This is a genomic window from Kitasatospora sp. NPDC093550 (assembly GCF_044764985.1).
Lineage (GTDB): Bacteria > Actinomycetota > Actinomycetes > Streptomycetales > Streptomycetaceae > Kitasatospora.
Genome location: NZ_JBIWJF010000006.1, coordinates 131,406 through 157,152 on the forward strand (window position 1 = coordinate 131,406; position 25,747 = coordinate 157,152).

Below are 25,747 nucleotides of genomic sequence, written 5' to 3' on the forward strand. Positions count from 1 at the left end.
AGGCCGCCCCCGCCCCCGCTCCCGGGAGCGCCGCGGCGAAGGGCGGCCCGGCGTCCTACTTCCCCTCGATCGAGAAGAAGTACGGCCGCCCCGTCGAGGAGTGGAAGGACCTCATCCGCGCCTCCCCGCTCACCCGGCACATGGAGCTCGTCGCCTGGCTCAAGAGCGAGCACGGTCTCGGGCACGGCCACGCCAACGCCCTCGTCGCCCACACCCTGGCCGAGCGGGCCGCCTGAGCGGCGCCGCTCCGCCCCCTTCAGCGGCCCGGCTGTTCAGCCGCTGGAGGCCGCCGCGTGGACGGGGGCGCGGTGGGGCGCACGGGCCGGGGCCGGGGCGGCGGCCTTGCGGGCGTGCAGGACGGCGGCGCCCAGCGGGAGCGGGGAGTGGCCGAGGAGTTCGAGGCCGGCGTCGGCGAGCAGGCGGCCGTAGTGGTCGGCCCGGCGCTCGCGGCCGCCGGTGTTGCACCGCATGTGGAGGTCCCAGGCGGTGGCCAGTGAGGCCGATCCGTCGTCGGGCAGCAGGCGTTCGACGATGAGCAGGTCGGCGTGGGCGGGCATCGCGCGGGCGCAGTGGCCCAGGATCTCGCGGCAGCGCGCGTCGTCCCAGTCGTGCAGCACCCGGGACAGCAGGTAGACGTCGGCGCCCGGCGGGACGTCCGCGAAGTCGCCCGTCCGGTAGGTGCAGCGGGTGCCGCAGCCGGCGTCGTCCAGCCGACGGCGGGCGGCGTCGACGACGTGCGCCCGCTCCAGCAGGATCCCGCGCAGGCCCGGGTGGGCGCTCAGCACGCGGCCGAGCAGCTCGCCGGTGCCGCCGGCCACGTCGACGACGGTCCCGGGAGCGGTGCCGTCGGCCGTGCCGTCGGCCGTACCGGCGCCGGTCGTACGGGTGCTCGCGCGGGCCGCGGCGGCCGTCAGGACGGGGTGGCCGGGCAGCGGTTCGAACATCGGGGAGCTCGCGGCCATCGACTGGTCGAACAGGGCGGCGAGTTCGGGATCGCGGGCGAAGTGGTCGAAGTGGTTCTCGCCGAAGAGGTGGTCGAAGGCGGGCCGCCCGGTGCGGGTGGTGTGCTCCAGGCCCTCGAAGGACCGGTAGAACGGGCCGCCGTACATCAGCGCCAGCGACCGCATCGACCCCGGGGTGTCGGCGCGCAGCAGCGCGCCGAGCCCGGTGAGGCGGTAGCCGTCCGGGTGTTCGCTCACCACGCCCAGCATGGCGAGGTAGCGCAGCAGCGCGGCGAGGGTCTCCGGATCGGCGCCGACCCGCCGGGCCAGCGCCTCGCCGGTGGTGGCGCCGGTCCGGTCCAGGGCGTCGGGCAGGGACAGCCGGGCGCAGACCGCCAGGGCCTGGGTCGTCCACGCGCCGGTGAACAGCTGCAGCAGGGTCTCGCCGGGGCCGGCTGCGGGCCGGGGGGCGGGGCGCGGGCCGCCCTGGTGGCCGAGGTGGGCGTCGAGGACGCCGGGGTGTTCGCCGCGGGCGTGGAGTTCCAGCCTGCGGTAGGCGCACCGGGAGCCGGCGGGCACGGTGAAGTAGAGGACGGTGCCGTCCTCGTGCGGGTTGTAGCCGCCGCCGTCGGCCTCGGCGCCGTGCCGGGCCAGCAGCGCGCACAGGCCGCGCAGCAGCAGCGGATCCGCGGAGTCGACCTCGAAGGCGAGGTGCGCCTCGTGCTGGTGGGCCCGTTCGTGGTCGGCGAGGGCGGCGAGCGGGGAGCGCGGCGGGACGGTCAGCGCGAACACCTCGACCTCCCGGCGCTCCCGGCCGGGGCCGAGCGCGGTCGGGCGCAGGATCCGGACGTCGAGGGCGGCCGGGTCGCACCCGTGGCGCCGGGCCAGCCGGTCCCGGACGACGACGCTGGGCACCGGCGGGGCGTCGAAGGCCAGCCCGCAGGCGGCCAGTTGGGCGTGCAGGGTCGGCTGGTCCGGCGGGAACACCAGGAGGGCGGCGTGCGCGAAGCGGCAGTGCCGGGCCGCCGCCCGCAGCTCCGGGCCGGCCAGGCCGGGCAGCAGGAGGGGGAGCAGGGAGGCGGTGTCGTGCTCCCGGACGAACGCGGCGGTGCGGCGCAGAACGGCCGCGTCGTCCCGGGGGGTCGTGGGCCCGGCCGCCGCCGTGGGCGTGGGCGCCGTGGGTGTGGGCGCCGTGGGTGTGGGCGTCGTGGGTGTGGTCGTGGTCATGGGGTGTCCTCGCTGGGGCGCCGGGCGTGCGGCGTCCGCGGTGCTGGGGGTGCTGGGGGAGTGGGGGCCGGCGAAGCGGGGGTGGCCGGGGCCGCCGGGGTGTTCCGGTGGGTCAGATGCCGACGTAGTTCTCGGCGAACCAGTCCTGGTGGGTGCGCGAGGCGCGCAGGGAGGCGATGCGGGCGCGGCGGATGGATTCGTGGAAGAACGATTCGCCGTCGGGCGGTCCCGGCCGGGCGTGCAGCAGCCGGATCATCCAGTGGGAGAACTCCTGGGCCCGCCAGATCCGGGCCAGGGCCTCGGCGGAGTAGCGCTCCAGCGCCCGGCCGTCGCCGCGGGCGAGGTCGTCGGCCAGGGCGCGGGCGAGCAGGTCGGCCTGCAGCACGGCGAGGTTGGCGCCCTTGGCGGCGGCGGGGCTGATCAGGGCGGCGGCGTCGCCGGCCAGCAGCAGGGATCCGTGGCGCAGCGGTTCGACGACGTCGGATTCCAGGTCGACGACGGCGCGCTGGACGATGCGGCCGCGGTGCAGCGGGCCGTGGTCGGTGGCGCGCATCCGGGTGTCGAGTTCGTCCCAGAGCCGTTCCTCGGGCGGCTCCCCGGCGCGGGTGCCGCGTGCGCACTGCAGGTAGTAGCGGGTGATCCGCGGGGTGCGGGCCATGTGCCCGGCGAAGCCGCGCCCGTGCAGCGCGTAGGCCGTGGCGTCCAGGCTCGGCGGGGCTTCGGCGAGCAGGCCCAGCCAGGAGACGCCGTGGTCGCGGCGGTGGTGGCGGGCGGTGGACGGCAGGGAGCGCCGGGCGGCGCCGTGGCGGCCGTCGCAGCCCGCCACGTAGCGGGCGCTCCAGCGGCCGGTTGCGCCGTCCGGCCCGCGGACGGTGACCGCGGGCCGGGGCCCGTCGGCGTCGTGCACTTCCAGGGCCTCGGTCTCGAAGCGGATCCGCCCGCCGGCCTCCAGGTACTGGTCCAGCAGGTCGGCGACCAGGTCCTGCTGCGGGTAGACGGTGTGCTGCTCACCGCGGCCGAGGCCGGCGTAGTCCAGGCGGAAGTGCCCGTCGTCGGTGCGGAACTCGCAGCTGCCGTGGAGCCGGCCGTGCCGGTGCAGGTTCCCCGACAGGCCGTGCCGGTCGAGGATCCGCACGGTGTTCGCGGCCAGGAAGCCGGCCCGGGCCCGGGTGCGCAGGTGCAGGGGGGTGGCGCGTTCCAGGACCGCGCAGTCGATGCCCTCGCGGTGGAGCAGGTTCGCGAGCAGGAGACCGGCCGGGCCCGCACCGAGGATGACGACGTCGGCCGTGTTCCGGGCGGTTCGGGTGTTCTGACTTTCCGTCACGGGAAATGGATCTTAATCGGCGCAAGATACATTGATCGTCGAAAATCGCCCGAAGCGGTGAATAGGCGGATGATCATGCCGCCGGGGTGCCGGGTGTCTCCCGTTCGCGCTCCTGCCCTCGCCGTTCCTCCCCCTGCTGTTCCCCCTGCCGTTCCCGCTCGCGTTCCCGGTCCGTCCGGGCGAGGAGCTGGTAGTGGAGGTCCTCGAGGCTGCCCGCGCCGCGGCTGGCGCGGTTCCTGACGCCGCGCCGGATCTCCTCGACGACCGGCGTGCCGCGGTCGTCGCCGCGCAGGAGCAGGGCTGCGGCGGCCCCCAGGCGGGCCTCGACGTCGGGGTCGGCGAGGTGCGTGGCGAGGACGGCGCGCACCTCGGGGGTGTCCACGGGGGAGCGGGCGAGGCCGTGCAGCGCGCTGGTCCGGGTGACGGGGGAGGGATCGTCGGCCAGGCGCAGCAGGGCGGTGAGGGCGCGCGGGTTGCCGGCCGCGAGGGAGGCGAGGTCGTGGACCAGGCAGCGGCGGACGTCCCGGTCCGGGTGCTCGGCGTGCACCAGGACGGCCGGGAGCTCCGCGGCGGTGCAGTAGCCGCTGAAGGCCGCGAGGACGGCGCGCAGGGCGTGCGGGTCCCGCTCGGTCGCCAGCCTGGGGCGCAGGAAGTCGACGGCCTCCCGGGCGAACGGCGGCCCGTCGGGGGCGTCGGGGTCGAAGCCGAAGCCGAGGAAGTTGATCACGTCGAGCGCGAAGCGCCGCCGGTCGAGCGAACCGGAGCCGTCGGCGCTCCCGGCGCCTTCGGTGTTCCCGGCCTCGGCGTCCTCGGTGTCCTCGGCGTCCTCGCTGCCTTCGACGACCGCCCGGGCCCAGTCGAACCGCTCCCCGCTCTCCGGCAGCGCGATCCGCAGCACCGACGCGAACCAGTCGTCGTGCTCAGGGTCGGCGTGGACCAGGGCGCGGGCCATCAGCTCGTCCGGCGTGCGCTCGATGCCGAGCTTCGCCTCCAGGCCGGTGATGACCGCCCGGTGGGCGGGGGGCGGCACGCGGCCCGCACCGGCGGCGGCGTCCGGGGCTTCCAGCGCGGCCCGCGCCACCCGCAGCGCGCGGCGGTGCGCACTGCCCGCGCCCAGCGGATCGCGCTCGCGGCCCAGCAGCGCGTTCACGGTCCGGTAGGCGCCGTTCGCGGCGGCCCAGGTGACCGGGTCGACGCCGCCGCTCCAGGGCCGGGCCGGGTCGACGTCCTGCACGACCAGGCGGTCGACCACCTCGTGGCGCCCGGCGCGCGCGGCCGCCTCCAGCAGGATGACGCCGTCCTCGCCGGCGAGCCGGTCCCGCACCGCGCGGTCCAGGTACGCGTCCTCCAGGAACTCGAACACCCTGACGTCGTCGCCGCGCTCGACGGCGGCCAGCAGGAAGGGAAGGTCCACCGGCCGATCATGCCCGCCGCCCGGGCGCCCGGCGAACGATTATCGGGCCGGGCACCGGGCCGAGGGCGGGCGAGCCGGGGCGGGGGCGGGTCGGGGCGGGGTGGTTCAGTGCGCGCGCAGGCCGGCGAAGACCACCTGGAGGACCCGCTCGCGGGCCGCCGGGTCGGCCGCGAGCTGCTCCGTCGCCGTACCGACCCCGACGAGCAGCGCGACCAGCTCCGCCAGGCCCAGCCCGGGGCGCACCGCTCCGGCCCGCTGGGCCGCGGCGAGGATCTCGGACAGCTGGGCGCGCATCAGCTCGCTGGACTCCCGCAGGGAGGCGTGCACGTCGACCCCGGCCTCGGCGAGGGCGCGGGTGAACTCCTGCTTGCCGGCGGACTGTTCGACGATCAGGCGGAAGCAGGCGAAGAAGGCCTCGCCGGGTTCGGCCTCGGCGGCGAGCCGGGCGGTGCCGGCGGTGATCGTCTCCAGCCGGCGGACCACGACCGCCTCCAGCAGCGCTTCCTTGGTGGGGAAGTGGCGGAAGAGGGTGCCGACGCCGACCCCGGCGGCGCGGGCGATCTCCTCGGTGGGCACGGCGACGCCGCGGGTGGTGAACACCTCGGTGGCGGCGTCGAGGAGCCTGGCCCGGTTGCGGGCCGCGTCCGCGCGCAGCGGCCGCTGCGGGGCGCCGCCCACGGTGCCGCCGGTGGTGGCGCCCCTGGTGCCGCTGTCCTTGCGTACCGCTGACACCGGTCTCCCCCTTCCGTCCGCGGCGCGCGCGGATGTACCCGTGGACAACCGGAGTGGTCAGTCCGTATCGTTCTAAACGGAGTCGCTGGTCCGATTCTAGCGGCGCGATCCTGGGGGTTGATCATGTCCGAAACACCGTCTCCGCGCGAGGTCCTCCTCGAACTGCTGGCGGGCATCACCGAGGGCCGGTTCACCGAGCTGGCCCGGCTCTACGCCGAGGACGCGGTCGTCGAGACCGTCTTCGCGCCGGTCGAACCGCGCGTCTTCGAGGGGCGGGCCGTCATCGCCGAGCGGTTCGCGCAGGTCGGCGCGCACATGCCGCTGGAACTGCGGGCGAAGAACGTGGTCGTCCGGGAGACCGACGACCCCGAGGTGATCGTCGCGCAGTTCGACTACCAGGCGCACCACCGGCACACCGGACGGGACTTCGAGGTCGCCAACGTCCTGGTGCTGCGGGTGCGCGACGGCCTGATCGTCGACAGCCGGGACTACCACGACCACCTGGCCCTCGCCGTCGCCGGCGACGGCCTGCCCGAGCTGGTGGCCGCCCTGCAGGGCGGCGGCGCATAGCGAGGGGATCGTACCCGGGGAGGGCCCGGGGGCCGGGGCCGCCGGCGGCACGATCGAAAGGCGGCGGACCCGGCCCCGGGTGCGGTTCCGTACGGGCGGGGCATCGACCGCGGGTTGGTGCCCGTACGGCTGCGGTCGGGCCCCATTCGACAACTTCAACAGCACTTGAAGTCAAGCCCGGGGCCCCGCCGCGGCCCGCCCCCGGCCGCCCGCGGTGCGCCGCAGCCAGGTAGCCTCGCTCACGGCGGAGGCCTGCGGACGGCAGCACCGACGAGGCGGACAGGCGGGGCGATGACGGATCAGCAGCGCAGCTACTGGCGGGTAGCGGACGGTTCGGCGGTCAGCGCCCACCAGGCGCACATCGTGTGGACCCGGGCCGCCTACCCGGCCCTGGTGGACGTGGCGGGCCGCTACCACGCGGTGATCAGCTACGCCGACCTCGCCGAGGCGGTCCAGGAGGCCTCCGGCGTGCGCACCCGGATCCACCAGCGGCACTGGATCGGCAAGGTGCTGTCCCTGGTGATCCTGGAAGCCCACCGGCGCGGCGACCCGCCGCTGACGGCCCTCGTGGTGAACGCGGCCGACGGCAAGGTCGGCGCCGGCTACCAGGAGGTCCTCGCGGTCGCCGGGCAGCCGCCGCTGTCCTCGGAGATGGACCGCGAACAGCACGCGGCCGCCGCCCGCCTGGCCTGCTACCGGCACTTCGGCGCCGAGCTGCCCGCCGACGGCGGCACCCCCGCCCTCGCCCCTCGCCTGCGGGCCTCCCTGGAGCGCAAGGCCGCCACCGCCACCGCCGCCGGCACGGGCACCGGTACGGCCAGGGGCGCCACCGCCGCCGCGACCCCCGCCGCCGCGCCGCGCCCGCCGGCGATCTGCCCCACCTGCTTCCTGGAGCTGCCGGCGACCCGGGTGTGCGACTCCTGCGGGGAGACCGTCGCCCCCTGACCCGCCGCTACCCCGCCGAGGGCAGCCCGCTACACCGCCGACGGCAGGCGCCCGGGCATCCGCCAGCCCTCCGCCAGACGCGACGGGGACAGCCGCTCGCCGCCGCCGAAGAACTCGCAGAACTTCATGATCAGCGGGTCCCAGCCGACCGGGTCGACGTAGTGGTCGGTGCCGGGCACGATCAGGGACTCCTCGACGTGGGCGCGCACGACCGTCACCTCGAAGGCGGTGCACCGCTCGTTGCCCGCCAGCGGAGTCGCGGCCACCAGCCGGCACTCCAGCTGCACCGGGCACTCGGCCGCGCGCGGCGCCCGCACCAGCTCGCCCGCCAGCTCCGTCATCCCCGCCGCCGCGAACTTGCGCCGCTCGTGGCGGTAGCCCTGCTCCCGCCGCAGCTCGCTGATCTCCGTACGGGCGGTCAGCAGCGCGAGGGCGTCCACGGCCTCCACCTGCGCCGAGGACGGCAGGTTCAGCACGCACTCGCCCTCGCGCCGCAGGTTGACCGAGGTCTGGGAGGCGTTGCCCAGCCCCAGCACGCAGGACTGCCCCAGCCACCACGCCGAGGACACCGGCGCGAGGTTGGCGCCGCCGTCCTCGTTGCGCGAGCCGATCAGCACCACCGGGGTGCCGAAGTACAGGACCTTCAGGTCGGTGACCTTGTGCACGGGAATCGCCGTTCTCGGGAGGGGGAGCCGCTGTCGGACACCGACTCTGCCCCCGCCCGGACGGGGGCGCTGGCGGCGATCGGACATCCAGTTCCCGCCACCGGCGCCCCCCGGTGCCTCCGTGCCTCAGCCGACGGGCCCGTCAGCCCACCGGCCCGTGGGCGGCCACCTGACGCGCCAGGCCGTCCCGCAGCCGGTACGACAGGCCCACCACGGCCACCTTGCCCTCGGCCACCTTCGACGCCAGCGCCTGCGAACGCTCCACCAGCAGGTCCACGGTCTGGCGGATGTGCTCGTCCACGATCGCGTCGCGGTCCTCGATGCCCGCGGCCCGCGCGGACAGCACGCTCGGCGTCACCCGCTCCACCACGTCCCGCACGAAACCGCCCGGCAGCTGCCCCTGCTCCAGCGAATCCAGCGCCGCCGCCACCGCACCGCACGAGTCGTGCCCCAGCACCACCACCAGCGGGCACTCCAGCACGCTCACCCCGTACTCGATGCTGCCCAGCGCCTCCGCCCCGGTGACGTGCCCGGCGGTACGCACCACGAACAGGTCACCCAGGCCCTGGTCGAAGATGATCTCGGCGGCCAGCCGGGAGTCCGAACAGCCGAACAGCACCGCGAACGGCCGCTGCGCCGGCGCGAGCGCGGCCCGGCGCCCGGCGTCCTGGTTGGGGTGCTCGGGACTGCCCGCCACGAACCGGGCATTGCCCGCCATCAGCAGCCGCAGCGCCTCCGCCGGGTCGGACACCGGGTCGGACGCGGCAGCGGCCGCGGAGGCCGCGGGGTCGGACACCTGAGTGGACATCGCATCGGATATCGGAGTGGGGATCATGCCAGCACCCTAGATCGCCCCGGGCGAGCCCCGCAGCCGGGGGTGGTTCGTCCTCGGCCCCGCCGTCGGACGGGCCGACTGCGCCCCGCCCGAGCGGCGGACCCTCCTCGCCGACAGCCTCGCCGACCCCGACCGGCCCCTGCGCGGAGGCCGGGACGGGAGGGGAGCGCCCACGGGCCGCGTCCGTCACCGGCGGTGGGTACGGCGGCCGCGTCCGTCACCGGCGGTGGGTACGGTGGTCGGTGTGTCCTCCCCCGCGCCCCGCCCCGCCCGCGTGCCCCTGGCCGACCTCGCCCGGCTGCGCCGCGCCCGCGACCGGATGGACCGCGAGTACGCGCAGCCCCTGGACGTGCCCGCGCTCGCCCGGACCGCGCTGATGTCCTCCGGGCACTTCTCGCGCAGCTTCCGCGCCGCCTACGGCGAGACCCCGTACAGCTACCTCATGACCCGCCGGATCGAGCGGGCCAAGGCGCTGCTGCGGCGCGGGGACCTGAGCGTCACCGAGGTGTGCATGGCGGTCGGCTGCACCTCGCTGGGCTCCTTCAGCAGCCGCTTCACGGAGCTCGTCGGCGAGAGCCCCAGCGCCTACCGGGCCCGCGACCACGAGGACGGCGCCGCGATCCCCGCCTGCATCGCCAAGATCCGCACCCGCCCGGTACGCCGTACGGAAGCGAAGGACGGGAGCCCTCCCGTAGCGTGACCGGCATGAGCATCGAACTCGCGCAGTGCTTCATCGCCGTCGACGACCACGACAGGGCCCTCGCCTTCTACCGCGACGTCCTCGGCTTCGAGGTGCGCAACGACGTCGGCTTCGAGGGCATGCGCTGGGTCACCGTCGGCTCGCCCGACCAGCCCGACGTCGAGATCGTGCTGGAACCCCCGCTGGCCGACCCGCACGCCTCCGAGGACGACCGCCGGGCCGCCGCCGAACTCCTCGCCAAGGGCCTGCTGCGCGGCGTCATCTTCCGCACCGACGACTGCGACGCCACCTTCGAACGCATCCGCGCCGCCGGCGCCGAGGTCCTCCAGGAGCCCATGGACCAGCCCTACGGCGTCCGCGACTGCGCCTTCCGCGACCCCTCGGGCAACATGCTCCGCTTCAACCAGCCCCGCACCAGGTAGCGCGGAGGTCCGCCGCGGCCGTCCCTCCGCGGCGGACCTCCGCGGCCGTCTCCGGCGGGTCCCGGTCCGGTCCACCCCCGTGGGGCCGGACCGGGACCCGCCGGGGTCAGGGGGCGGCCCGGTCCTGGCGCAGGCAGGCCCGGAAGGCCTCGGCGGCGGTGACCGCGGGCAGGACCGGCCAGGGCAGCAGGCCCGTGGCGGCGGCGAGGGTGGCCGGGGTGAGGACCGGGAGGGTGGCGGCGAGGGTGAGGCGCACGCGCAGGGCGTGGGGCACCCCGGGGCTGGTAGGGCTGGTATGGCTGGTAGGGCTGGCGGGACCCGTGGGGCCTTCAGGGCCGGTGGGGTCGGGAGCGGTGGGGGTCATGACGCCCTCCGGGCCCGGTCGAGGAAGGTGCGCAGGTCGGCCCAGGCGTCGGCGGGGGCGTCAGGGTCCCCGGACATCGCGGCGGGCTCCTCGCGCCAGGCGGTGCGCACGGCGCCCGACAGGGTGCTGTCACCGCCGCTGAACAGGCGGCCGAGCTCGTCCATGCGCTCGGCGATGCGGCGCACCCGGGGGTCGGTGGGCGCGACCCCGGTGGTGCGCAGGGCTTCGGCGTTGCGGTAGAGCTGGGGCCATTCGACCTCCAGCAGGTAGTGGGCGGCGGGCCCGAGCGCGGCGGCGTGGTCGGCGAGGGCGTGGATCTGGTCGTCGTCGAGGTGGCGCTGCAGGGCCTCCCGGGCGGCGGGGGCGGTCGGGCCGGTGTCCCCGACGGCCTGGACCAGGCGCAGCAAGTCGGTGGTGGAGGGGGCGCGTTCGGCGGCGAGTTCGCCGTGCACGTGGGCGAGGCGCTCGCGCAGGGCCTGCAGGGCGGTGAGGGAGGCCTCGGTGGCGGCCAGGTGCTCGCGCACCAGCCGCACGGGGTCGACGCCGGCGTCCAGGCAGGTGGCGATGGTGTCCAGGCCCAGGCCCAGGCGGCGCAGGGCGAGGATCTGGTACAGGCGGACGACGTCCTGCTCGGTGTAGGCGCGGTGGCCGGAGGCGGTGCGCCGGGAGGGGACGAGCAGGCCGATCTGGTCCCAGTGGTGCAGGGTGCGTACGGTCAGTCCGCTCGCCTCGGCGAGCGGGCCGACCTTCCAGGTCTGTTCGGTGGGCATGGCACGAGCATCCCGCCTGACGTCGCGTGAGGTGCAAGTCCGGGGTTTCAGGCCGCGGTGGTGCGGGCCGGCCCCGGACGCAGCGGGTGCACCGGGGTGCCCGGCCCGGGCCGGGCCGCGGGGTGACGGCCTTTCCGCAGGCGGGGGCCGCCGGTCCCGGCGGCGGGTGCACGGGTACGGGACGATGGCGGCATGGACAACACCCGACAGATGATCAGCTCCGGCTCCCCCCTCGAACCGCGGATCGGCTTCTCCCGGGCCGTGCGCAAGGGCTCCCACGTCGCCGTCGCGGGCACCGCCCCCATCGGCGAGAACGGCACCGTCGTCGGCCAGGGCGACGTCCACGCCCAGACCGTCCGCTGCCTGGACATCGCCGAAGCCGCCCTCCAGGAGGCCGGCGCCTCCCTGACCGACGTCGTGCGCACCCGCATCATGCTCACCGACATCAGCCGGTGGAAGGAGGCCGCCCGCGCCCACGGCGAACGCTTCGCGGCGATCCGCCCGGCCTGCACCTTCGTGGAGGTCTCGCGCTTCATCGACGAGCGCTGGCTCGTCGAGATCGAGGTCGACGCGGTCCTCGACTAACCCGTGGGCGAGGGCGGCGTGGGCGCCGTGGGTGGGGGTGTCGTGTCGGGGGCGGTGCCCATCAGGGTGCGCAGGAGGTCCTTGCCGAGTGTCAGGCCGGTCTGCGACTCGTCCGGCAGCCCGTAGTCCTCGTACCAGTCGGCCGGCGCCTCCGGGTGCGGGCCGCTGACCGCGACCCGGCCCGCGCCGTACGGGGTGACCACGACGGCGGGCCGGCCGCCGGGGTAGCGGGCGAGGACCTCCGTGCCCGGGCCGTCGACGTCGAAGGACGGGCCGTCCTGGAAGTACATCCGCTGCGGGCGGCCGCGCCACAGGACGTCGACGAGCTGGTCCCGCTCGTCGGTGACGCTCGCGCCCGGGGAACGGACGTAGGGGTCGGAGTCGCCCGGCAGGAGGTCGTAGCCCGGGTCGCCGGCCAGGTAGCCGCCCATGCACAGTCCCAGGTAGCGCCCGCCGCCGCGCACGTACGCCCGTACCAGCTCCGGGGAGAAGCCGGGTTCGCGCCCCAGCAGGCCCCACGCGGTGTCCACCCCCTGCCCGTTGGTGCCGCCGGGCTGCACGTACACCGCCGCCCCGGTCAGCGCGGACGGGCCGAACCGCACCCGCTCCTTCGGCCCGACGTAGCGCACCGCGAACCCGTCGCGCTCCAGCATCGTCCCGGCCGCCTCCGGGCACCCCTCGCAGGCCGCCGGCCCCCGGTACACCAGCGCCAGCGGCCGGTCGTCCTCCCGCACCGGCGTCCCGCCCCCGCCCGCGTCGGGGCCGCCCGCACACCCCGACAGCACCAGCACCACCGCGGCGGCCACCGCCGCACCGCGCCCACCGCGTACTCCGCGCCCACCGCGTACTCCGCGCACGCCCGCCCCTCGGACCGTTGCCGACCCCCGTCTGCGGGCCGACGTTACGTCCCGGCGGGCGCGCGCCGCGAACCCGCCCCCCGATCGGGCGAGTTCGCGGCGCGCGCCTTGACGGGGCCAGGGCCTCAGCCGTTCGCCTGCCGCCGGCGCCGCAGGGAGTCCACCACCGCCGACAGGTCCTGCTCGGCGATCGACGGATCCGCCAGCAGCACCTCGCGGGCCGCCGACAGCACCGGGCCGCCGCCCGCCAGCGCGAGGTCCTTCGCGGCCAGCCGGACCGGGAAGTCCGAGTCGGTGCTGTGCGCCCGGGCCACCACCCCCGCGAGCGGCCCGGCCGCCAGCACCTCCCGCGCCAGCTCCGGCGACACGCCCAACTCCCCGGCCGCCGCGAGCACTTCACCGACCACCGCGACCGAGGCCACGATCGCGCCGATCGCCACGGTCTTCAGCGCCGCCCCCGACCCCGGGCCGCCGCAGTGCCGCACCCGGCCCAGGCGCTCCAGCACCGGCCGCGCCCGCTCCAGGTCCGCGTCCTCGCCGCCCGCGAGGACCAGCAGCTCGCCGGCCGCCGCCGGGCCCACGCTGCCCATCACCGGGGCGTCCACCAGCCCCACGCCGTACGGGAGCCGGGCGCGCAGGGCGGCGGTGGCCTCCGGGCCGATCGAGGACATGTCGATCCACAGCGTGCCCGGCGCCAGTTCGGCCGTGAACCGCCCGGCGACCTCGGCGACCGCCGCCGGGTCGGACAGCATCGTGACGACGACGTCCGCGCCCCGCACCGCCTCGGCCGGGGACGCGGCCTCGGTCAGGCCGTCGGCGCGGCCGGGGGAGCGGTTCCAGACGGTCAACGGGTGGCCGGCGGCGGCAAGGCGGCGGGCCATCGGCAGGCCCATCCGGCCCAGCCCCAGAAAAGCGATCTTCTCCATGGCCACCACGCTAGGCAGCCACCAGACCCGCGACAAGCGAATGTCCCGCATGATAGCCATGCGGAATGGACATGGCTTGGCTGGACGTCTTCCGCACCGTCGCGCACCTCGGCTCCTTCACCGCCGCCGGCGAGCGCCTCGGCTTCACCCAGTCCGCGATCTCCCGCCAGATCGCCACCCTGGAAAGCGAGTTGGGCACCTCCCTGTTCGACCGTCTGGCCCGCGGCGTCCGGCTCACCGAACACGGCCGCGCCCTGCTGCCGCACGCCGAAGCCCTGCTGGAACGCCTCGACACCACCCGGCGCGACCTCGCCGCCCTCACCGAACTCACCGCCGGACACCTGCGGGTGGGCGCCTTCGACAGCGCCAACGCCGCTCTCGTCCCCGGCGCGCTCGCCGCCTTCCGCGCCGCGCACCCGCAGGTGGCCATCAGCCTCACCGAAGGCCTCTCGGCCCACCTCCTGGACCTGCTCGCCAACGGCGCCATCGACCTCGCCCTGGTCGCCTCGTACACCCAGGACGCCTACGACAGCGACCAGTTCGACCTCCGGCCGCTGCTGGACGACCCCGTGCTCGTCGCCCTCCCGCGCGACCACCGCCTCGCCGGCCGCCGACGCCTGCGCCTGGCCGAACTCGCCGACGAACCCTGGATCGCCGCCCGCCGCAACGCCGAAACCACCCTCCTCGCGGCCTGCCTGCGCAGCGGCTTCCGGCCCCGCATCGAATACGCGGTCGGCGCCTGGACCGCCAAACTCGGCCTGGTCGCCGCCGGCCTGGGCCCCACCCTCATCCCCGCCCTCGCCGCCCGGGCCGCCCGCCCCGACATCGCCCTCATCCCCCTGCACCCCGACGACACCCCGGTCCGCCGGGTGTGGACGGCGACGCTCCGGGGGCGTCGGGTGGCGCCCGCGGTGGCGCGCTTCACGGGGTTCCTGCGGGAGGCGGCGGGGGTGGGGTCGTAGGGGGGCGCGGGGTTCCTGCGGGAGGCGGCGGGGGCGCGGGGTGCAGGGGGCAGGTGGGGCGGAAGTGGCGGGAGGGGGCTGGGGGTACTCGGTGGCGTTCGGTGCGGAGATCGGGAAGACTCGCCCGCATGGTCTCGGTACTGCAGAACGTCGCGATCGACTGCGCGGACGCCTACGAGCTGGCCCGCTTCTGGAGCAAGGTGACCGGCCGTCCGCTGGACCCGGACGACGAACCGGGCTCCCACGAGACCCAGGTGATGCTCGCGGAAGGCCCGGTGCTCTACTTCAACCAGGTGCCCGAACCCAAGACGGTCAAGAACCGGATCCACCTGTGCCTGCGCCCCGAGACCTCGCGCGACGAGGAGGTGGAGCGCCTCCTCGCCCTCGGCGCCACCCTCGTCGCCGACCGCCGCGACCCCGACGGCTCCGGCTGGGCCGTCCTCGCCGACCCCGAGGGCAACGAATTCTGCGTCCTGCGCAGCGCCGCCGAACGCGCCGCCACGACCCCCTGACCCGACGGTGCCCGGCGACGTCAGCGGCCGCGAACGCCGAGCGCGGTGCGGGTGAGTGTGGCGATCTCGTCGGGGGTGCCGACGGCGTCGACCGTGACCAGCAGGCCCTGGCGGCCGTAATGGCGGGCGACGGGCGCGACCGCCGCCTCGTGCAGGCGGAAGCGATCGCGGATCATCTCCGCCGTGTCGCCCTCGCGCTGGTAGAGCTCGCCGCCGCAGACCTCGCAGGCCGCGGCGACGGCGGCGGTGTCCACCGACGCGGCGCAGTCACGGCAGAGGCGAGGGGCTGCCTGAGCAAGGACGTGCCGTTCCGCCTCCTCCCCGGGCAGGTCCAGGCACACCACGGCGTCGAGGGGCGTGCCGAGTTCCCGCAGCAGCTCGTCCAGGGCCAGCGCCCGGGCGGTGTTGTGCGGGTACAGGGGGAGGAGGAACTCCGCGGGGGCCGTCCGGTGCAGGTGGTCGCGCAGGACCTCGGTCGCGAGCTCGTCCGGGAACAGGCTGCCGGACTCGATGATCCCGGCGGCCCGGACGCCCGGCTCCGTGCGCCGGCGGAGGTGGGAGCGCATGAGGTCGCCGAAGCGGATGACCGGTACTCCCGGCGCCCGGGCCAGCGCATCGAGTGGGGATTCCCCGTGCCACGCCGGCGGTTGCAGGAGGACGAGTCTGGACACGGGATCGCATCCTGCCACGGTGCCGCCGAGGCCGTCGACGGCTCAGCAGGTGACGTCCGTCGCGTGGGAGCAGGGTGCCGGCGGCGGCGAGCAGCGGCGCGGCCGTCATGCCGTCCGTGTCGGGTTCTTTGTCGATGAGTCGTCAGTTCCGCTGCACCGTAGCGGTGTTCAGGGCTGCGGCGATGGCTGAGGTCCAGGTGGTGGTGGCGCGGCGGGCGAGGGTGCTGGTGGGGGCGTAGCCCTCGAAGAGGTGGAACGCGCCGGGGACGAGGTGGAGTTCGGTGTGGACGCCGGCGGCGGTGAGGCGGCGGGCGTAGGCGAGGGCTTCGTCGCGCAGGGCGTCGGCCTGGCAGACCTCCAGGTAGGCGGGCGGCAGTCCGGTGAGGTCCTCGGCGCGGGCCGGGGCGGCGTAGCGGTCGGGGGCGGCGGAGCCGAGGTAGAGGGGCCACATGCCGCGCACGACGCGGCCGTCGACGATGCGGCCGTCGACGCACTCGTCCACCGAGGGCAGGTCGCAGCGGTCGTCGAGGGCGGGGACGAGCAGGAGCTGGAAGGCCAGGGCCGGGCCGCCGCGGTCGCGGGCGGCGAGGGCGACGGCCGCGGCGAGCGCGCCGCCGGCGGAGCGGCCGGCGACGGCGAGGCGGGCGGGGTCCACGCCGAGGTCCGCGGCGTTCGCGGCGGTCCAGCGCAGGGCCGCGTAGCAGTCGTCGAAGGCGGCGGGGTGGGGGTGTTCGGGGGCGAGGCGGTAGTCGACGGAGACGACCACGGCGCCGGCGGCCAGGCACAGGTCCCGGCAGTTGCCGTCGCCGGTGTCGAGGTCGCCGGAGATGAACGCGCCGCCGTGGAAGTAGAGCACTCCCGGGCGGGTCCCGTTCGGCGCGGCGTCGGTCGGCCGGTACGTGCGGACGGTCAACTCCCCGGCCGGGCCGGGGATCGCGGCGTGCCCGACCGCGATGCGCGGGTCGTCGGCGGGCGGCTTCGCGGCGAGCAGCGCCCGGACGTGGGCGCGGGTGGCGGCCGGGTCTGCCAGCGGGTCAAAGGGCGGGAGGCCGATCAGGGCGTCGGCGAGCTCGGGGTGCGGTCGCATCGCGGGGAACTCCACAGTCTCATTGAGATGGTCGCGGTGCGATGACGCTAATGGTCTCGGTGATACGGTGTCAAAGGAATCGTGAGGTGTGTGGATCGAGACCGAGAGGGTCGAACAGTGAAGGAACTGACGCCGTCCCAGCTGATCGTGCTCGGTCTGATCGCCCGGCACGGTCCGATGACGCCCTACGACCTGAAAGCCGGGGTCGAGGAATCGGTCGGCCACTACTGGCCCATCCCGCACGCCCAGCTCTACCGCGACCCGCCCCGGCTCGCCGAACTCGGTTTGCTGCGCGAGGAAGCCGAGGAACACGGGCGCCGACGCCGGGTCTTCCACCTCACCGACGCCGGCCACCAGGCCCTGCTCGACTGGCTCGCCGACCCCGCGACCCCCGAACCGGAGACCCGCAACCCCGCCCTGCTCAAACTGACCTTCGCCGACCTCGGCCCCCCCGACCAGGTCGCCAGGCTGGCGGCGGCCCAGGCCGCCCGGCACCGGCACTGGCGCGACGCCTACCGGCACCAGCGCGCCCGCCTGGACCCCGACGCCCCGGACACCCCGGCCCGCGCCCGGCTGATCACCCTCGGCCTCGCGCACGAGCAGGCCTACGTCGCGTTCTGGGAGACGCTGGCGGCCGACCCGGCCGGCACCGGGGAGAGCACGCCCTGACGCCCGCGCCGGCGGCTGCTCACCCGTCGCCCGGCCGTCGCGTGGGTGTCCGCCGCCCGCGCCGGACGGCCGATTCGTGCAAGACCTCCGGCCACGCCCCGGCCTACCGTCGGAGCCATGACCTGGGTGAACGACAGCATGCTCGACCGGGCCGGCCGGTTCCTGTGGACCTCGGGGCGGGTGCTGGAACAGCGCCGCTACGCCTTCCACTTCGAGGGTGCCGGGCCCGAGGGGCCGCTCGCCGCGCTGGACGGCTACGCCACCGCCGACGGCGGCCACGCCTTCGGGCTCGAACCCGACGTGCGCGGCCCCGCGCCGCAGCCCATCGCCGTGCCCTCCGCCCTGCGGGTGCTCGCCGAGACCGGCGCCCTGCACGGCGAGCGGGCCCGGCGGATCTGCGACTGGCTGGCCGCCCACACCACCGCCGAGGGCGGCGTGCCCAGCGTCCTGCCCACCCTGCGCCGCTACCCCCACCCGCCGTTCCTGCCCGTCCCCGACGACCCGGCCGCCGACCTGCTCGCCACCGGCCAGATCGCCGCCCCGCTGCTGCGCGCCGGCATCGACCACCCCTGGGTCGCGGCGGCCGCCGACTTCTGCTGGCGCGCCGTCGAACACCTGGAGCAGACCCACCCGTACGAGGCCGGCGCCGCCGTCGCCTTCCTCGACGCCGCCCCCGACCGCGACCGGGCCCGGCGCCAGGCCCGCCGGCTGGGCGAGCTGGTGCGCGAGCAGCGGATCGTCCTGGTCGACCCCGGCCACCCCGAACGGGCCCGCGTCGCCCCCGGGTACGCCCCCGGCGAGTACCACCTGCCGCACGACTACGCACCCACCCCGGACAGCCTGGCCCGGCAGTGGTTCACCGACCGCGAGGTGCGGCGCGGCCTGGCACACCTGGCGGGCCTGCAGCAGGAGGACGGCGGCTGGCCGATCCGCTGGGCCCGCTGGTCGCCCACCACCGAAGTGGAGGCCCGCCCCGGTGTCACCCTCGCCGCGCTGCTCACCCTGCGGGCCTACGACCGCGCCGAGCAGGCCCGCGCTTGACCTCAAGCGGGCTTGAAGTCCTACGGTCGATCGCGTCCTGACGACCAGTCGGCGAACACGGCACAGGGCCGATGACGCGAAGGAGTACGGCAGCCATGGCGACGCTCAAGGAGTACCCGCACGAGGTCATCGCCGCCCAGCCCATCGGGGCGTGGAGCGGCGAGGCCTACCGCAGGGTGGTGGGGGGCCTGCGCGAGCAGCTGGCGGTGGAGGGCCTGACCCAGCCGCACTGGTGGACGCTCAACCACGCGGCCGGCCGGCCCGGCGGCTGGACCAGGGCGGCCCTGGTGGAGCGGCTCGCCCGCTACGACGACCAGGACACCGACTTCGACGCCGTCTTCGACGACCTGGTCGCGCGCGGCTGGCTCGTGGAGGACGCCGGCGCCTTCACCCTCACCGAGGAGGGCGAGGCCGGGCGCCGGCGCGCCCGCGAGCGCAACCTGCGGATCCACGAGCGCACCCACGAGGGCGTCGACCCGCAGGACTTCGTCACCACGGTCAACGTGCTGCGCCGCATGGTGGCGAACCTGGGCGGCGACGGGAACCTCCCCGGCTGACCGCCCACCCGAGCGTGGAGGAGGCCCCGGACGGGGGTCAGGGCCTCCTTCACCGGCCGGAAGGGTCGGAGGCGGTGGGGCGAAATTTGTGAGGCGAATTGACCCAGGAAAACCGGCTCGGATTGCCACATGATCATGGGTCTTTCGGGCCATAGGTTGGTCACATGACGACGACGAAGAACACCTCGAACACCGCCCCCGCCCCCGCCGCCACCGCCCCCGCCGTTCAGGCCCCGATCCTGGCCCGCCGCGCCGAGGCCGAGACCTGCGCCGACCCGAGCGCCACCATGACGCTGCTCGCCGAGACCGACCCCGGGCAGGGCGGCTTCACCGTCTACCGCTCCCGCTTCTCCCGGGGCGCGGCCGGCGCCCCCTCGCACTTCCACACCAAGGCGTGGGAGCTGTTCTTCGTGATCAGCGGATCGCTGGAGGTGCTGGTCGGCGAGGAGGTCACCGTCCTGGGCGAGGGCGACTTCCTGGCCGTGCCCCCGCACACCCCGCACGCCTTCGCCGCCGCCGAGGGCGCCGAGGCCGACGTGCTGTTCCTGTTCACCCCCGGCATGGACCGCTTCGACTACCTGCGCCTGCTGGGCAGCGTGATGCGCGGGGAGACGGCGCCGGCGGCGATCGCGGCCTCCTCCGGGCGCTTCGACAACCACTACGTCGACAGCCCCGCCTGGCGCGACGCCCTGGCGAGCCGCGGCTGAGACGGACGCATCGCCCCGGGCCGGGTGCCCGGCTGCGGCCGGGGGCGGCACGGCAGAGGCTTCACCCCGGCGTCGATCCGCCCAGCCGCGCCCGCAGGGTGCGCCCCGGCGGCGTCCCCTCCTCCGGACCGCCCTCGTCGAACCACTCGAGAAGCAGCTCACCGCGAAGGTCGTCGAACGCGTCGACCGCGTCCCGCAGCAGCGCCGAGAGCCACGCCTCAAGCCCCGCTGCCGACACGTGGTCCGGAACGGGGCCCACCGGCCCCATCGGGCTCCACTGCCCTCCCGGGGCGTGGTCGGCGCGGAAGAGCAGCCGCCACCGGGACGGTCGCCGCAGTCGCCCCGACGAGCGGCTTCCCGACATCCCCACCCCGCCCCTAGTCCCACACCACGGACCACACGGCCGTACCGGGCGGCGCGTGCGGGACGTCCCGGTACTCGTCGACCAGGCCCGGGATCACACCGCTCGCCCCGAGCTCCGCGGCCCACGCGGCACGGGCGGACTCGTCCGCCGTGGTGCAGACGGCGACGGCTTCCGCCGTGATCTCCTCCAACGCCAGGGTCTCCGGGTGCAGTTGGACCCGGACCCAGGCGACGTCCGGGCGCTGCTCCACGGCGTGCAGGCGGGCGACCAGGTCGGCGAGCGGGGGCCGTCCGTACCCCCACTGGTTGGGCGCGATGCACCCCTCGTCGTCGTTGCCCTCGAAGCATTCGTCCAGTGTCAGCAGCGGCATCACGCCGTCGTCGCCGGCCCGGTCGATCACGTGTTCAACGGAGATCACGACCAGGGATCCTCGCACAAGGGCGTGCGGACCGGGGCGCGGGGCCGCCCGCCGGGGCCTGCGGCGACCGGTGGGGAGGCCTCACCCCGCCGTCCGCCCGGTCCGGCGGGCCGCCCGCTCGACGGGCCGGGGCGGGCCGGGTGTGGAACGGTGGAACCCGGGGGTGTCCCGGTTGCGAGAGGAGTGGCCATGTCGTCGAAGCGCCGCCGCAAGAAGAAGGCCAGGGCCAGGCGCGGGGCCAACCACGGCCGCCGCCCCCAGTGCTGAGCCGTACCTGAGACGGCCGCCTCGCGCCCGGGCACGCGGCCCGGGCGCGAGGCGGCAGCCGAGGGGTCAGAACCGCCCGCGCCCCAGGAAGCCGCCGCGCGGCACCACGTGGTACTGGCGGCGGTCCTTGCCGTCCGTGCCCAGGACGAGTTCCAGGACCAGGCCCCGCCCGTCCGCGCGGGCCTCGCGCAGCAGGTCCGCCGCGGCGGGCTGCGCGGGCGTCTGGTCCATCAGGAAGCGGGGGTGGGCGGGCGCGGACACCGGGAGCGGGGCCGGGCGCAGGACGCCCGGCAGGTCCCAGTGCAGTCGGGCGACGGCGCTGGACAGGCCGGGGGAGTCCATGGCCCGGCCCTCCTCGGTGGTGCCGCCGTCGCGGTACCAGCGCAGCGCGTGCTCGACGGTGCCGCCCGCGCTCGGCCGCTGGTCGGCGCGGCGCCATGCGGCCAGGCCGGCCGCCTCGATCCTGGGCAGGACGGCGGTGATGTCCTCCCGGATCACGTAGTAGGCCCGCGCGTGCAGTCGGCAGATCAGCACCGCCTCGGCGTCGGAGAGCCGGTCCAGCACGTCGAGGGGCCTGGGGCGGGTGCGGTGGTCCAGGACGTGGGTCAGCACGTGCTCGACGCCCTCCACCGCCCCCAGCGCCTCCACCAGCCGCCGGATCCGTTCGAGCTCTGCCGCCCGGGCCGCCCGCGCCCGCGGCGAGTCGGCCAGCGCGCGCAGCCGCCGCTCGGTGGGCCAGCGCCCGCGTACGGCCTGCAGACCGTCCCACAGCCTTGTCAGCGGGTAGAGCAGGAGGGTCAGGAAGCTTTCCACCGGCCGGGAGTCCTCTCGGATCGCACGCGTGTCCGCGCGCCCACCCTGGCCCGGCCGGGCGTCGGACCGCAATCCGCTCCCGTACTCAACTCCCGTCCGGAGCAGGGATCCGGTGGCTACCGGGCGGGGAAGTCGCCGGCCCGGACGGCGGCGACGAAGGACTCCCACGCGGCGGCGGGGAAGACGAGGGCCGGGCCGTCGGGGTCCTTGGAGTCACGGACGGGGACGAGCCCGGGGAACCCGGGGGCCACCTCGATGCAGTCGCCGCCGTTCGTACCGCTGTAGCTGCTCTTGCGCCAGCCGGCCGCGTCGAGCTCGTTCCGCGTCATCTCTGAACCGTTCCTAGAGACCGAGCGGGAGTGAGTCCTGTTGCCAGGACCCGTGCCCAGCCGAACGCCCCGGACGGTCTTGGGCGTTCTGGTCGACGCGCCCGCCGACCGGCTGGTCGAGGTGCGCTTCGCGCTCGTCGGCGACCGCTTCCGGACCGAGGTCCACGACGCCGGTACCGGGCGGCCCTCGGCCCGCTCCGCCGGGCCGGACGAGGAGCGCGGGCGGGGGCTGCTGCTCGTCGACGGGCTGGCGGAGCGCTGGGGTTGCCGTCCGCGTGCCGGCGGCGTCGGCACGTTCGTCTGGGCGCTCGTCGCGCCGTCGCCGTCGCCGGTCCCGCCGTCGGCGCTCACCCCTGCTTGACGGGCGGGGCCAACGGCCCTGCGAGGATGGGGGGATGCCTCAGTTCACCTCGTACGACGGGACGTCCCTGTACTACTCGGTCGCCGGCAGCGGCCCCGTGCTGGTCTGCCTGGCGGGCGGGCCCGGGGCGGACGCGCGCGACCTCGGGGACCTCGGCGGCCTGGAACGGTTCCGCACGCTGGTCATGCTGGACGCGCGGGCCGCCGGGCGGTCCGAAACCCCGGCGGACCGGGCCAGTTGCGCCTTCCCCGCGCAGGCCAGGGACGTGGAGGGGCTGAGGCGGCACCTGGGGATCGGGCGCCTGGACCTGCTCGGCCACTCGGCGGGCACCCTGACCGCCCAGGCGTTCGCGGCCGACCATCCCGAGGCGGTGGAGCGGCTCGTGCTGGTCACCCCGGCCGGGCTGGTCGCGCGGGAGGTGGACGAGGCCGAGGTGGCGGCGATCCGGGCGCGGCGGGCCGACGAGCCGGGCAGCGCCGAGGCGTCGGCCGCCGGGGCGCAGCCCTGGAGCTACGGCCCCTGGACGGACGCCGCGCGCCGGCACTTCGAGGCCGACGCCGGCTACCCGCAGCCGCCGTCGTGGCTGCGTGAGGCCTTCTACGTGCGCCCGGACTCCGAGGCGGCCGCCGCCGCGCAGGCCGCCCGCCGGGCCGCCGTGCGCAGCCCGGTGCTGGTGGTCGCCGGGGCCGAGGACGGGGTGGCGGGCGTGGGTGCGGCGCGCCGGGTCGCGTCCTGCTACCCGGCGGGGCGGCTGGAGGTGCTCGCGGGGTGCGGGCACTGGCCCTGGGTCGACCGGCCGGCGGCGTTCCGCGACCTGGTCGCCGGCTTCCTGGACGGCTGACGGGACGCCTGGTTCCCGGACGTCTGATTCCCGGACGTCTGATTCCCGGACGTCCGATTCCCGGACGCGTCAGGCGAGGTAGGCGGCGACGAAGGCGTCCAGGTCGGCGAGGGCGGCCGCCAGGTCGGCGGGGGGCAGTTGCCTGCCGGCGGCGCTGGTGGCGAGGAAGTGGCCGAGGGCGGCCTGGCAGGTCGGCACCGGGGAGGCGCTGGCGGGCACGGTGCAGCCGATCTCCTGGCCGGGTCCGCCCGGCGTCTGGAAGGTGACCAGGGCGACCGTGCGGTCGGGTCCGCCGGTCGCGGGCAGGTCGGGCTCGCGGGTGCCCGCGGGGACGCCGACGGCGGTCAGGAACACGCCGGGGGTACGGACCGGCAGGGGGTGCAGCCGGTCGGCGCCCTGGTGCGGCGGGGAGTTGCAGATGCCGCCGGAGGCCGTGGCCTGGGGGATGAAGGGGCAGGCCAGGTCGATGTTCGTCTGCGCGCCGCCGCTGACGAACACGGCCTGCACCACCGAGGCGAACCGGGCGCCGGCCGGGTCGGCGACCGGGGGGCCGGGGTGGACGAAGGCCTGCTCGCCGCCGTCGCCGGCGAAGAAGACCACGTCGCAGGTCCAGTCACCCGGCGCGACCAGGTACTGGACGTCACCGGGGTACCGGGCCGCGAACAGCGCGGCCGAGGGCGGCAGCACGACGCCGTCCGGCACCGGCGCCGAGGCCGGCGCGGCCGCCGGCGACGGCAGACCCGGCGGCAGCGTCTCCGCCGGACACACCCGCACCGGCGCCGTACCGGCGGCCGCGGCCGGCCACGCCCCGGAGCCGAACTGGCCGCCGCCCGCGAGCGCCGCCGCCGCGACCAGGACCCCCGCCCGCACCCGGCGCGATCCGGCCCGGCGTGACCCGGTGCGGCGTGACCCGGCCCTGCCGCGCATGCCCCGTGTGCCGCGCATGGCCCACCTCCGGAACGCATGGGTGAAGATCCGATCGGCTACGGCGGGTCACCGATCCCGCCCCGGGCCGCTCTCAGGGCGGTCACGCCACCAGCGTAGATCCGCCGACCCACCCCCGCGCGCCGTACGGCCCGCCCTCGAACACGTACGGAAAGTGACGAACCGTCATGGCAGCCGGCGGCGGATTGATCCGGCGGCCCGGTCCCGTCCGTTGACGTGTGCGGGGCGACCCCGTAGCGGAGGGGACGCCGGACCTCGGGAGGCGGGCATGCTCAGGTACCACGGCGCCTGGCGGATCACGGTGGTCGCGCGCAGCTCCGGCTTCGCCCAACGGGCCGTCGTCCGCGGCCCGCACGGCGTCCCGCGGGTGCTGGCCGGACGCGCGGGGGCCGCCCTGGAGGTCGACGAGGAGAGCTGGACGCTCGCCCTGGAACACCGCCCGCAGGGCCCCGGCGGCTGGCGGCCCAACCTGCGCACCACCCCCGGACCGGTCACCGAACGCGACGGCGTCCGCAGCCAGTTGCTCACCAGCAACGACCGCCACTGGCCGGGCAAGCCGCTGGAGTACGTGAACCTCGTGCTGCGCCTGGACCAGAGCGCCGGCCCGGTGATGCCGCCGTGCGACTAAAGTCCCAGGTGAGAACAGTCGCGCCGCCCGAGGAGACCCCGCCATGCCGACCGACCCCGTCGCCGCCGCCAGCGCGCAGCCGGCGAGCCCGCAGCTCGCGAGCCCGCGGCCCGCGCGCCTGGGACTGGGCACCGCGGCCGTCGGCCGGCCCGGCTACATCACCCTCGGACGCGACGCGGACCTGCCCGCCGAGCGGACCGTCGAGGCACTGCGCGAGCGCACCCACACCCTGCTGGACGCCGCGTACGCCGCCGGGGTGCGCTACTTCGACACCGCCCGCTCCTACGGCCGCGCCGAGGAGTTCCTCGCCCAGTGGCTGGACGAACACCCCGCGCAGGCGCGCGAGGTGACGGTCGGCAGCAAGTGGGGCTACACGTACACGGCCGGCTGGCGGGCCGAGGGGGTCGCCGCGCACGAGGTCAAGGAGCACTCGACGGCGGTGTTCGACCGTCAGGTCCGCGAGACCCGCGCCCTGCTCGGCGACCGCCTGGACGTCTACCTCGTCCACTCCGCCATGCCCGCCGGCCCCGCCCTCACCGACCCCGCCCTGCACGAGCGGCTCGCCGCGCTCGCCGCCGAGGGCGTCCGGGTGGGCCTGTCCACCAGCGGCCCCGCCCAGGGCGACACCATCCGCCAGGCCCTCGCCGTCACCGTGGACGGCCGCCCGCTGTTCACCGCCGTCCAGGCCACCTGGAACCTGCTGGAGACCTCCGCCGCCCCCGCCCTCGCCGAGGCCCACGCGGCCGGCTGGCTGGTCGTCGTCAAGGAGGGCATGGCCAACGGCCGACTGGCCGGACGCAACGCCACCGGCCCCGACACCGCCGCCCTGCGCACCCTCGCCGCCCGCACCGGCACCACCCCCGACGCCCTCGCCCTGGCCGCGGCCGCCGCCCAGCCCTGGGCCGACGTCGTGCTCTCCGGCGCCGCCACCCTCGACCAGCTCGCCTCCAACCTCACGGCGGCCGACGTCCGCCCGGCCCCGGAGGACCTCGCGACCCTCGCCGACATGGCGGAGCCGGCCGAGGCGTACTGGCGCACCCGCTCGCAACTACCCTGGGGCTGACGGGAGTCGGCGCGGCGCCCCGGGCGGTGTTCGTCGCGGCGGGCGACCGGGTCCGCTACGAGCGGGGCCACGTCGTGGTGACCCGTCCCACCGGCGAGCAGCACCGGCACCCGGCCGGCCGCAGCCACTGGATCTGCAGCCGGGCGGGCGCGGCCCCGGACCTGGGCACCGGGTGGCGGCGGTAGGGCCCGGGCGGCGCCCGCCGGCGGCCGTAGCCGTCCCCGGCCGGCTGTCG

General features: G+C 76.2%; 33 protein-coding genes and 1 pseudogene. 17 read left to right on the top strand and 17 right to left on the bottom strand.

Annotated elements, in window-relative coordinates; translation table 11 throughout:
• Positions 1-44: 44 nt before the first annotated feature.
• Positions 45-236: pseudogene (locus ACIRD3_RS11455) on the top strand (DUF4287 domain-containing protein); the annotation flags it as partial.
• A gap of 36 nt (positions 237-272) precedes the next feature.
• Here the strand turns inward: ACIRD3_RS11455 and ACIRD3_RS11460 are convergent.
• The 4 genes from ACIRD3_RS11460 to ACIRD3_RS11475 form a co-directional block, all read right to left on the bottom strand.
• Positions 273-2,168, bottom strand: a complete 1,896-nt coding sequence (locus ACIRD3_RS11460; protein ID WP_402214285.1) for a methyltransferase — start codon at positions 2,166-2,168, stop codon at positions 273-275.
• A gap of 112 nt (positions 2,169-2,280) precedes the next feature.
• Positions 2,281-3,492 carry a 4-hydroxybenzoate 3-monooxygenase gene (locus tag ACIRD3_RS11465; RefSeq protein ID WP_402214286.1) on the bottom strand — a complete coding sequence of 404 codons (1,212 nt, stop codon included), beginning with the start codon at positions 3,490-3,492 and terminating at the stop codon, positions 2,281-2,283.
• A 73-nt stretch (positions 3,493-3,565) separates the two neighbouring features.
• Positions 3,566-4,906, bottom strand: coding sequence for a HEAT repeat domain-containing protein (locus tag ACIRD3_RS11470; RefSeq protein WP_402214287.1), 1,341 nt, complete (start codon positions 4,904-4,906; stop codon positions 3,566-3,568).
• A gap of 105 nt (positions 4,907-5,011) precedes the next feature.
• Complete coding sequence (locus ACIRD3_RS11475) at positions 5,012-5,638, bottom strand: TetR/AcrR family transcriptional regulator (RefSeq protein WP_402214289.1); 627 nt, start codon at positions 5,636-5,638, stop codon at positions 5,012-5,014.
• 123 nt (positions 5,639-5,761) lie between these two features.
• Here ACIRD3_RS11475 and ACIRD3_RS11480 point away from each other — a divergent pair, with 123 nt between their 5' ends.
• Both ACIRD3_RS11480 and ACIRD3_RS11485 read left to right on the top strand, forming a co-directional pair.
• Positions 5,762-6,208, top strand: a complete 447-nt coding sequence (locus tag ACIRD3_RS11480) for a nuclear transport factor 2 family protein (protein WP_402214291.1) — start codon at positions 5,762-5,764, stop codon at positions 6,206-6,208.
• A 291-nt stretch (positions 6,209-6,499) separates the two neighbouring features.
• A complete protein-coding gene (locus ACIRD3_RS11485; protein WP_402214293.1) occupies positions 6,500-7,153 on the top strand; it encodes a hypothetical protein in 654 nt (217 codons plus the stop codon).
• A gap of 29 nt (positions 7,154-7,182) precedes the next feature.
• On the opposite strand, the gene ACIRD3_RS11490 is transcribed toward ACIRD3_RS11485, so the two are convergent.
• Together ACIRD3_RS11490 and ACIRD3_RS11495 are read right to left on the bottom strand one after the other, a co-directional pair.
• Positions 7,183-7,818, bottom strand: a complete 636-nt coding sequence (locus ACIRD3_RS11490; protein ID WP_402214295.1) for a flavin reductase family protein — start codon at positions 7,816-7,818, stop codon at positions 7,183-7,185.
• 142 nt (positions 7,819-7,960) lie between these two features.
• A complete protein-coding gene (locus ACIRD3_RS11495) occupies positions 7,961-8,536 on the bottom strand; it encodes a carbonic anhydrase (RefSeq protein WP_402214742.1) in 576 nt (191 codons plus the stop codon).
• A gap of 391 nt (positions 8,537-8,927) precedes the next feature.
• Here ACIRD3_RS11495 and ACIRD3_RS11500 point away from each other — a divergent pair, with 391 nt between their 5' ends.
• On the top strand, positions 8,928-9,353 hold the full coding sequence (locus ACIRD3_RS11500) for a helix-turn-helix transcriptional regulator (protein WP_402214744.1): 426 nt from the start codon (positions 8,928-8,930) through the stop codon (positions 9,351-9,353).
• A gap of 5 nt (positions 9,354-9,358) precedes the next feature.
• On the top strand, positions 9,359-9,775 hold the full coding sequence (locus tag ACIRD3_RS11505; RefSeq protein ID WP_402214297.1) for a VOC family protein: 417 nt from the start codon (positions 9,359-9,361) through the stop codon (positions 9,773-9,775).
• Positions 9,776-9,881: 106 nt separating this feature from the next.
• Here ACIRD3_RS11505 and ACIRD3_RS11510 read toward each other — a convergent pair whose 3' ends face one another.
• Both ACIRD3_RS11510 and ACIRD3_RS11515 read right to left on the bottom strand, forming a co-directional pair.
• A complete protein-coding gene (locus ACIRD3_RS11510; RefSeq protein ID WP_402214298.1) occupies positions 9,882-10,049 on the bottom strand; it encodes a hypothetical protein in 168 nt (55 codons plus the stop codon).
• 86 nt (positions 10,050-10,135) lie between these two features.
• Positions 10,136-10,909, bottom strand: coding sequence for a MerR family transcriptional regulator (locus ACIRD3_RS11515; protein ID WP_402214300.1), 774 nt, complete (start codon positions 10,907-10,909; stop codon positions 10,136-10,138).
• Between the two features lie 192 nt (positions 10,910-11,101).
• Between ACIRD3_RS11515 and ACIRD3_RS11520 the strand changes: the two genes are divergently transcribed.
• Positions 11,102-11,494 carry a RidA family protein gene (locus ACIRD3_RS11520; RefSeq protein ID WP_402214302.1) on the top strand — a complete coding sequence of 131 codons (393 nt, stop codon included), beginning with the start codon at positions 11,102-11,104 and terminating at the stop codon, positions 11,492-11,494.
• Here the strand turns inward: ACIRD3_RS11520 and ACIRD3_RS11525 are convergent.
• Both ACIRD3_RS11525 and ACIRD3_RS11530 read right to left on the bottom strand, forming a co-directional pair.
• Positions 11,491-12,300, bottom strand: a complete 810-nt coding sequence (locus ACIRD3_RS11525) for a hypothetical protein (RefSeq protein ID WP_402214304.1) — start codon at positions 12,298-12,300, stop codon at positions 11,491-11,493. The two genes, ACIRD3_RS11520 and ACIRD3_RS11525, sit on opposite strands and share 4 nt — an antisense overlap.
• Positions 12,301-12,476: 176 nt before the next feature.
• Positions 12,477-13,277, bottom strand: coding sequence for an NAD(P)-dependent oxidoreductase (locus ACIRD3_RS11530; protein ID WP_402214306.1), 801 nt, complete (start codon positions 13,275-13,277; stop codon positions 12,477-12,479).
• A gap of 65 nt (positions 13,278-13,342) precedes the next feature.
• Between ACIRD3_RS11530 and ACIRD3_RS11535 the strand changes: the two genes are divergently transcribed.
• Both ACIRD3_RS11535 and ACIRD3_RS11540 read left to right on the top strand, forming a co-directional pair.
• Positions 13,343-14,239 (top strand): LysR family transcriptional regulator, encoded by an 897-nt coding sequence (locus ACIRD3_RS11535; RefSeq protein WP_402214307.1) that lies wholly within the window; start codon positions 13,343-13,345, stop codon positions 14,237-14,239.
• A 128-nt stretch (positions 14,240-14,367) separates the two neighbouring features.
• On the top strand, positions 14,368-14,751 hold the full coding sequence (locus tag ACIRD3_RS11540) for a VOC family protein (RefSeq protein WP_402214309.1): 384 nt from the start codon (positions 14,368-14,370) through the stop codon (positions 14,749-14,751).
• A gap of 20 nt (positions 14,752-14,771) precedes the next feature.
• Here ACIRD3_RS11540 and ACIRD3_RS11545 read toward each other — a convergent pair whose 3' ends face one another.
• Together ACIRD3_RS11545 and ACIRD3_RS11550 are read right to left on the bottom strand one after the other, a co-directional pair.
• Entirely contained in the window at positions 14,772-15,422 is a 651-nt protein-coding gene (locus ACIRD3_RS11545; RefSeq protein ID WP_402214311.1) for an adenylate kinase family protein, read from the bottom strand.
• Between the two features lie 142 nt (positions 15,423-15,564).
• The gene (locus ACIRD3_RS11550) at positions 15,565-16,509 is read right to left on the bottom strand and encodes an alpha/beta hydrolase (RefSeq protein WP_402214313.1); all 945 of its coding nucleotides are present in this window, start codon (positions 16,507-16,509) and stop codon (positions 15,565-15,567) included.
• A 117-nt stretch (positions 16,510-16,626) separates the two neighbouring features.
• Between ACIRD3_RS11550 and ACIRD3_RS11555 the strand changes: the two genes are divergently transcribed.
• From ACIRD3_RS11555 to ACIRD3_RS11570, 4 genes are all read left to right on the top strand, one after another.
• Positions 16,627-17,178, top strand: coding sequence for a PadR family transcriptional regulator (locus ACIRD3_RS11555; RefSeq protein WP_402214315.1), 552 nt, complete (start codon positions 16,627-16,629; stop codon positions 17,176-17,178).
• 117 nt (positions 17,179-17,295) lie between these two features.
• The gene (locus tag ACIRD3_RS11560; protein WP_402214316.1) at positions 17,296-18,219 is read left to right on the top strand and encodes a hypothetical protein; all 924 of its coding nucleotides are present in this window, start codon (positions 17,296-17,298) and stop codon (positions 18,217-18,219) included.
• 95 nt (positions 18,220-18,314) lie between these two features.
• The gene (locus tag ACIRD3_RS11565; RefSeq protein WP_402214317.1) at positions 18,315-18,776 is read left to right on the top strand and encodes a MarR family transcriptional regulator; all 462 of its coding nucleotides are present in this window, start codon (positions 18,315-18,317) and stop codon (positions 18,774-18,776) included.
• A gap of 164 nt (positions 18,777-18,940) precedes the next feature.
• Positions 18,941-19,483 (top strand): cupin domain-containing protein, encoded by a 543-nt coding sequence (locus tag ACIRD3_RS11570; protein ID WP_402214319.1) that lies wholly within the window; start codon positions 18,941-18,943, stop codon positions 19,481-19,483.
• Positions 19,484-19,544: 61 nt separating this feature from the next.
• Here the strand turns inward: ACIRD3_RS11570 and ACIRD3_RS11575 are convergent, their stop codons facing one another.
• The 4 genes from ACIRD3_RS11575 to ACIRD3_RS11590 form a co-directional block, all read right to left on the bottom strand.
• Positions 19,545-19,742 (bottom strand): hypothetical protein, encoded by a 198-nt coding sequence (locus tag ACIRD3_RS11575; protein WP_402214321.1) that lies wholly within the window; start codon positions 19,740-19,742, stop codon positions 19,545-19,547.
• Between the two features lie 118 nt (positions 19,743-19,860).
• Positions 19,861-20,265, bottom strand: coding sequence for a hypothetical protein (locus ACIRD3_RS11580; RefSeq protein ID WP_402214323.1), 405 nt, complete (start codon positions 20,263-20,265; stop codon positions 19,861-19,863).
• A gap of 333 nt (positions 20,266-20,598) precedes the next feature.
• Positions 20,599-21,345 carry a hypothetical protein gene (locus ACIRD3_RS11585; RefSeq protein ID WP_402214325.1) on the bottom strand — a complete coding sequence of 249 codons (747 nt, stop codon included), beginning with the start codon at positions 21,343-21,345 and terminating at the stop codon, positions 20,599-20,601.
• A gap of 116 nt (positions 21,346-21,461) precedes the next feature.
• On the bottom strand, positions 21,462-21,674 hold the full coding sequence (locus ACIRD3_RS11590; protein WP_402214327.1) for a DUF397 domain-containing protein: 213 nt from the start codon (positions 21,672-21,674) through the stop codon (positions 21,462-21,464).
• 52 nt (positions 21,675-21,726) lie between these two features.
• Here ACIRD3_RS11590 and ACIRD3_RS11595 point away from each other — a divergent pair, with 52 nt between their 5' ends.
• Positions 21,727-22,035 carry an ATP-binding protein gene (locus ACIRD3_RS11595; protein WP_402214329.1) on the top strand — a complete coding sequence of 103 codons (309 nt, stop codon included), beginning with the start codon at positions 21,727-21,729 and terminating at the stop codon, positions 22,033-22,035.
• Positions 22,036-22,069: 34 nt separating this feature from the next.
• Positions 22,070-22,876 carry an alpha/beta fold hydrolase gene (locus ACIRD3_RS11600; protein ID WP_402214330.1) on the top strand — a complete coding sequence of 269 codons (807 nt, stop codon included), beginning with the start codon at positions 22,070-22,072 and terminating at the stop codon, positions 22,874-22,876.
• Between the two features lie 69 nt (positions 22,877-22,945).
• On the opposite strand, the gene ACIRD3_RS11605 is transcribed toward ACIRD3_RS11600, so the two are convergent.
• Positions 22,946-23,821: a hypothetical protein gene (locus ACIRD3_RS11605; protein WP_402214332.1), complete on the bottom strand. Its 876-nt coding sequence runs from the start codon at positions 23,819-23,821 to the stop codon at positions 22,946-22,948.
• Between the two features lie 268 nt (positions 23,822-24,089).
• Here ACIRD3_RS11605 and ACIRD3_RS11610 point away from each other — a divergent pair, with 268 nt between their 5' ends.
• The 3 genes from ACIRD3_RS11610 to ACIRD3_RS11620 are packed head-to-tail and all read left to right on the top strand — an operon-like array spanning position 24,090 to position 25,697.
• Complete coding sequence (locus ACIRD3_RS11610; RefSeq protein WP_402214333.1) at positions 24,090-24,449, top strand: hypothetical protein; 360 nt, start codon at positions 24,090-24,092, stop codon at positions 24,447-24,449.
• 43 nt (positions 24,450-24,492) lie between these two features.
• Complete coding sequence (locus ACIRD3_RS11615) at positions 24,493-25,512, top strand: aldo/keto reductase (protein ID WP_402214335.1); 1,020 nt, start codon at positions 24,493-24,495, stop codon at positions 25,510-25,512.
• A gap of 26 nt (positions 25,513-25,538) precedes the next feature.
• Positions 25,539-25,697 (top strand): hypothetical protein, encoded by a 159-nt coding sequence (locus tag ACIRD3_RS11620; protein WP_402214337.1) that lies wholly within the window; start codon positions 25,539-25,541, stop codon positions 25,695-25,697.
• Positions 25,698-25,747: the final 50 nt, after the last annotated feature.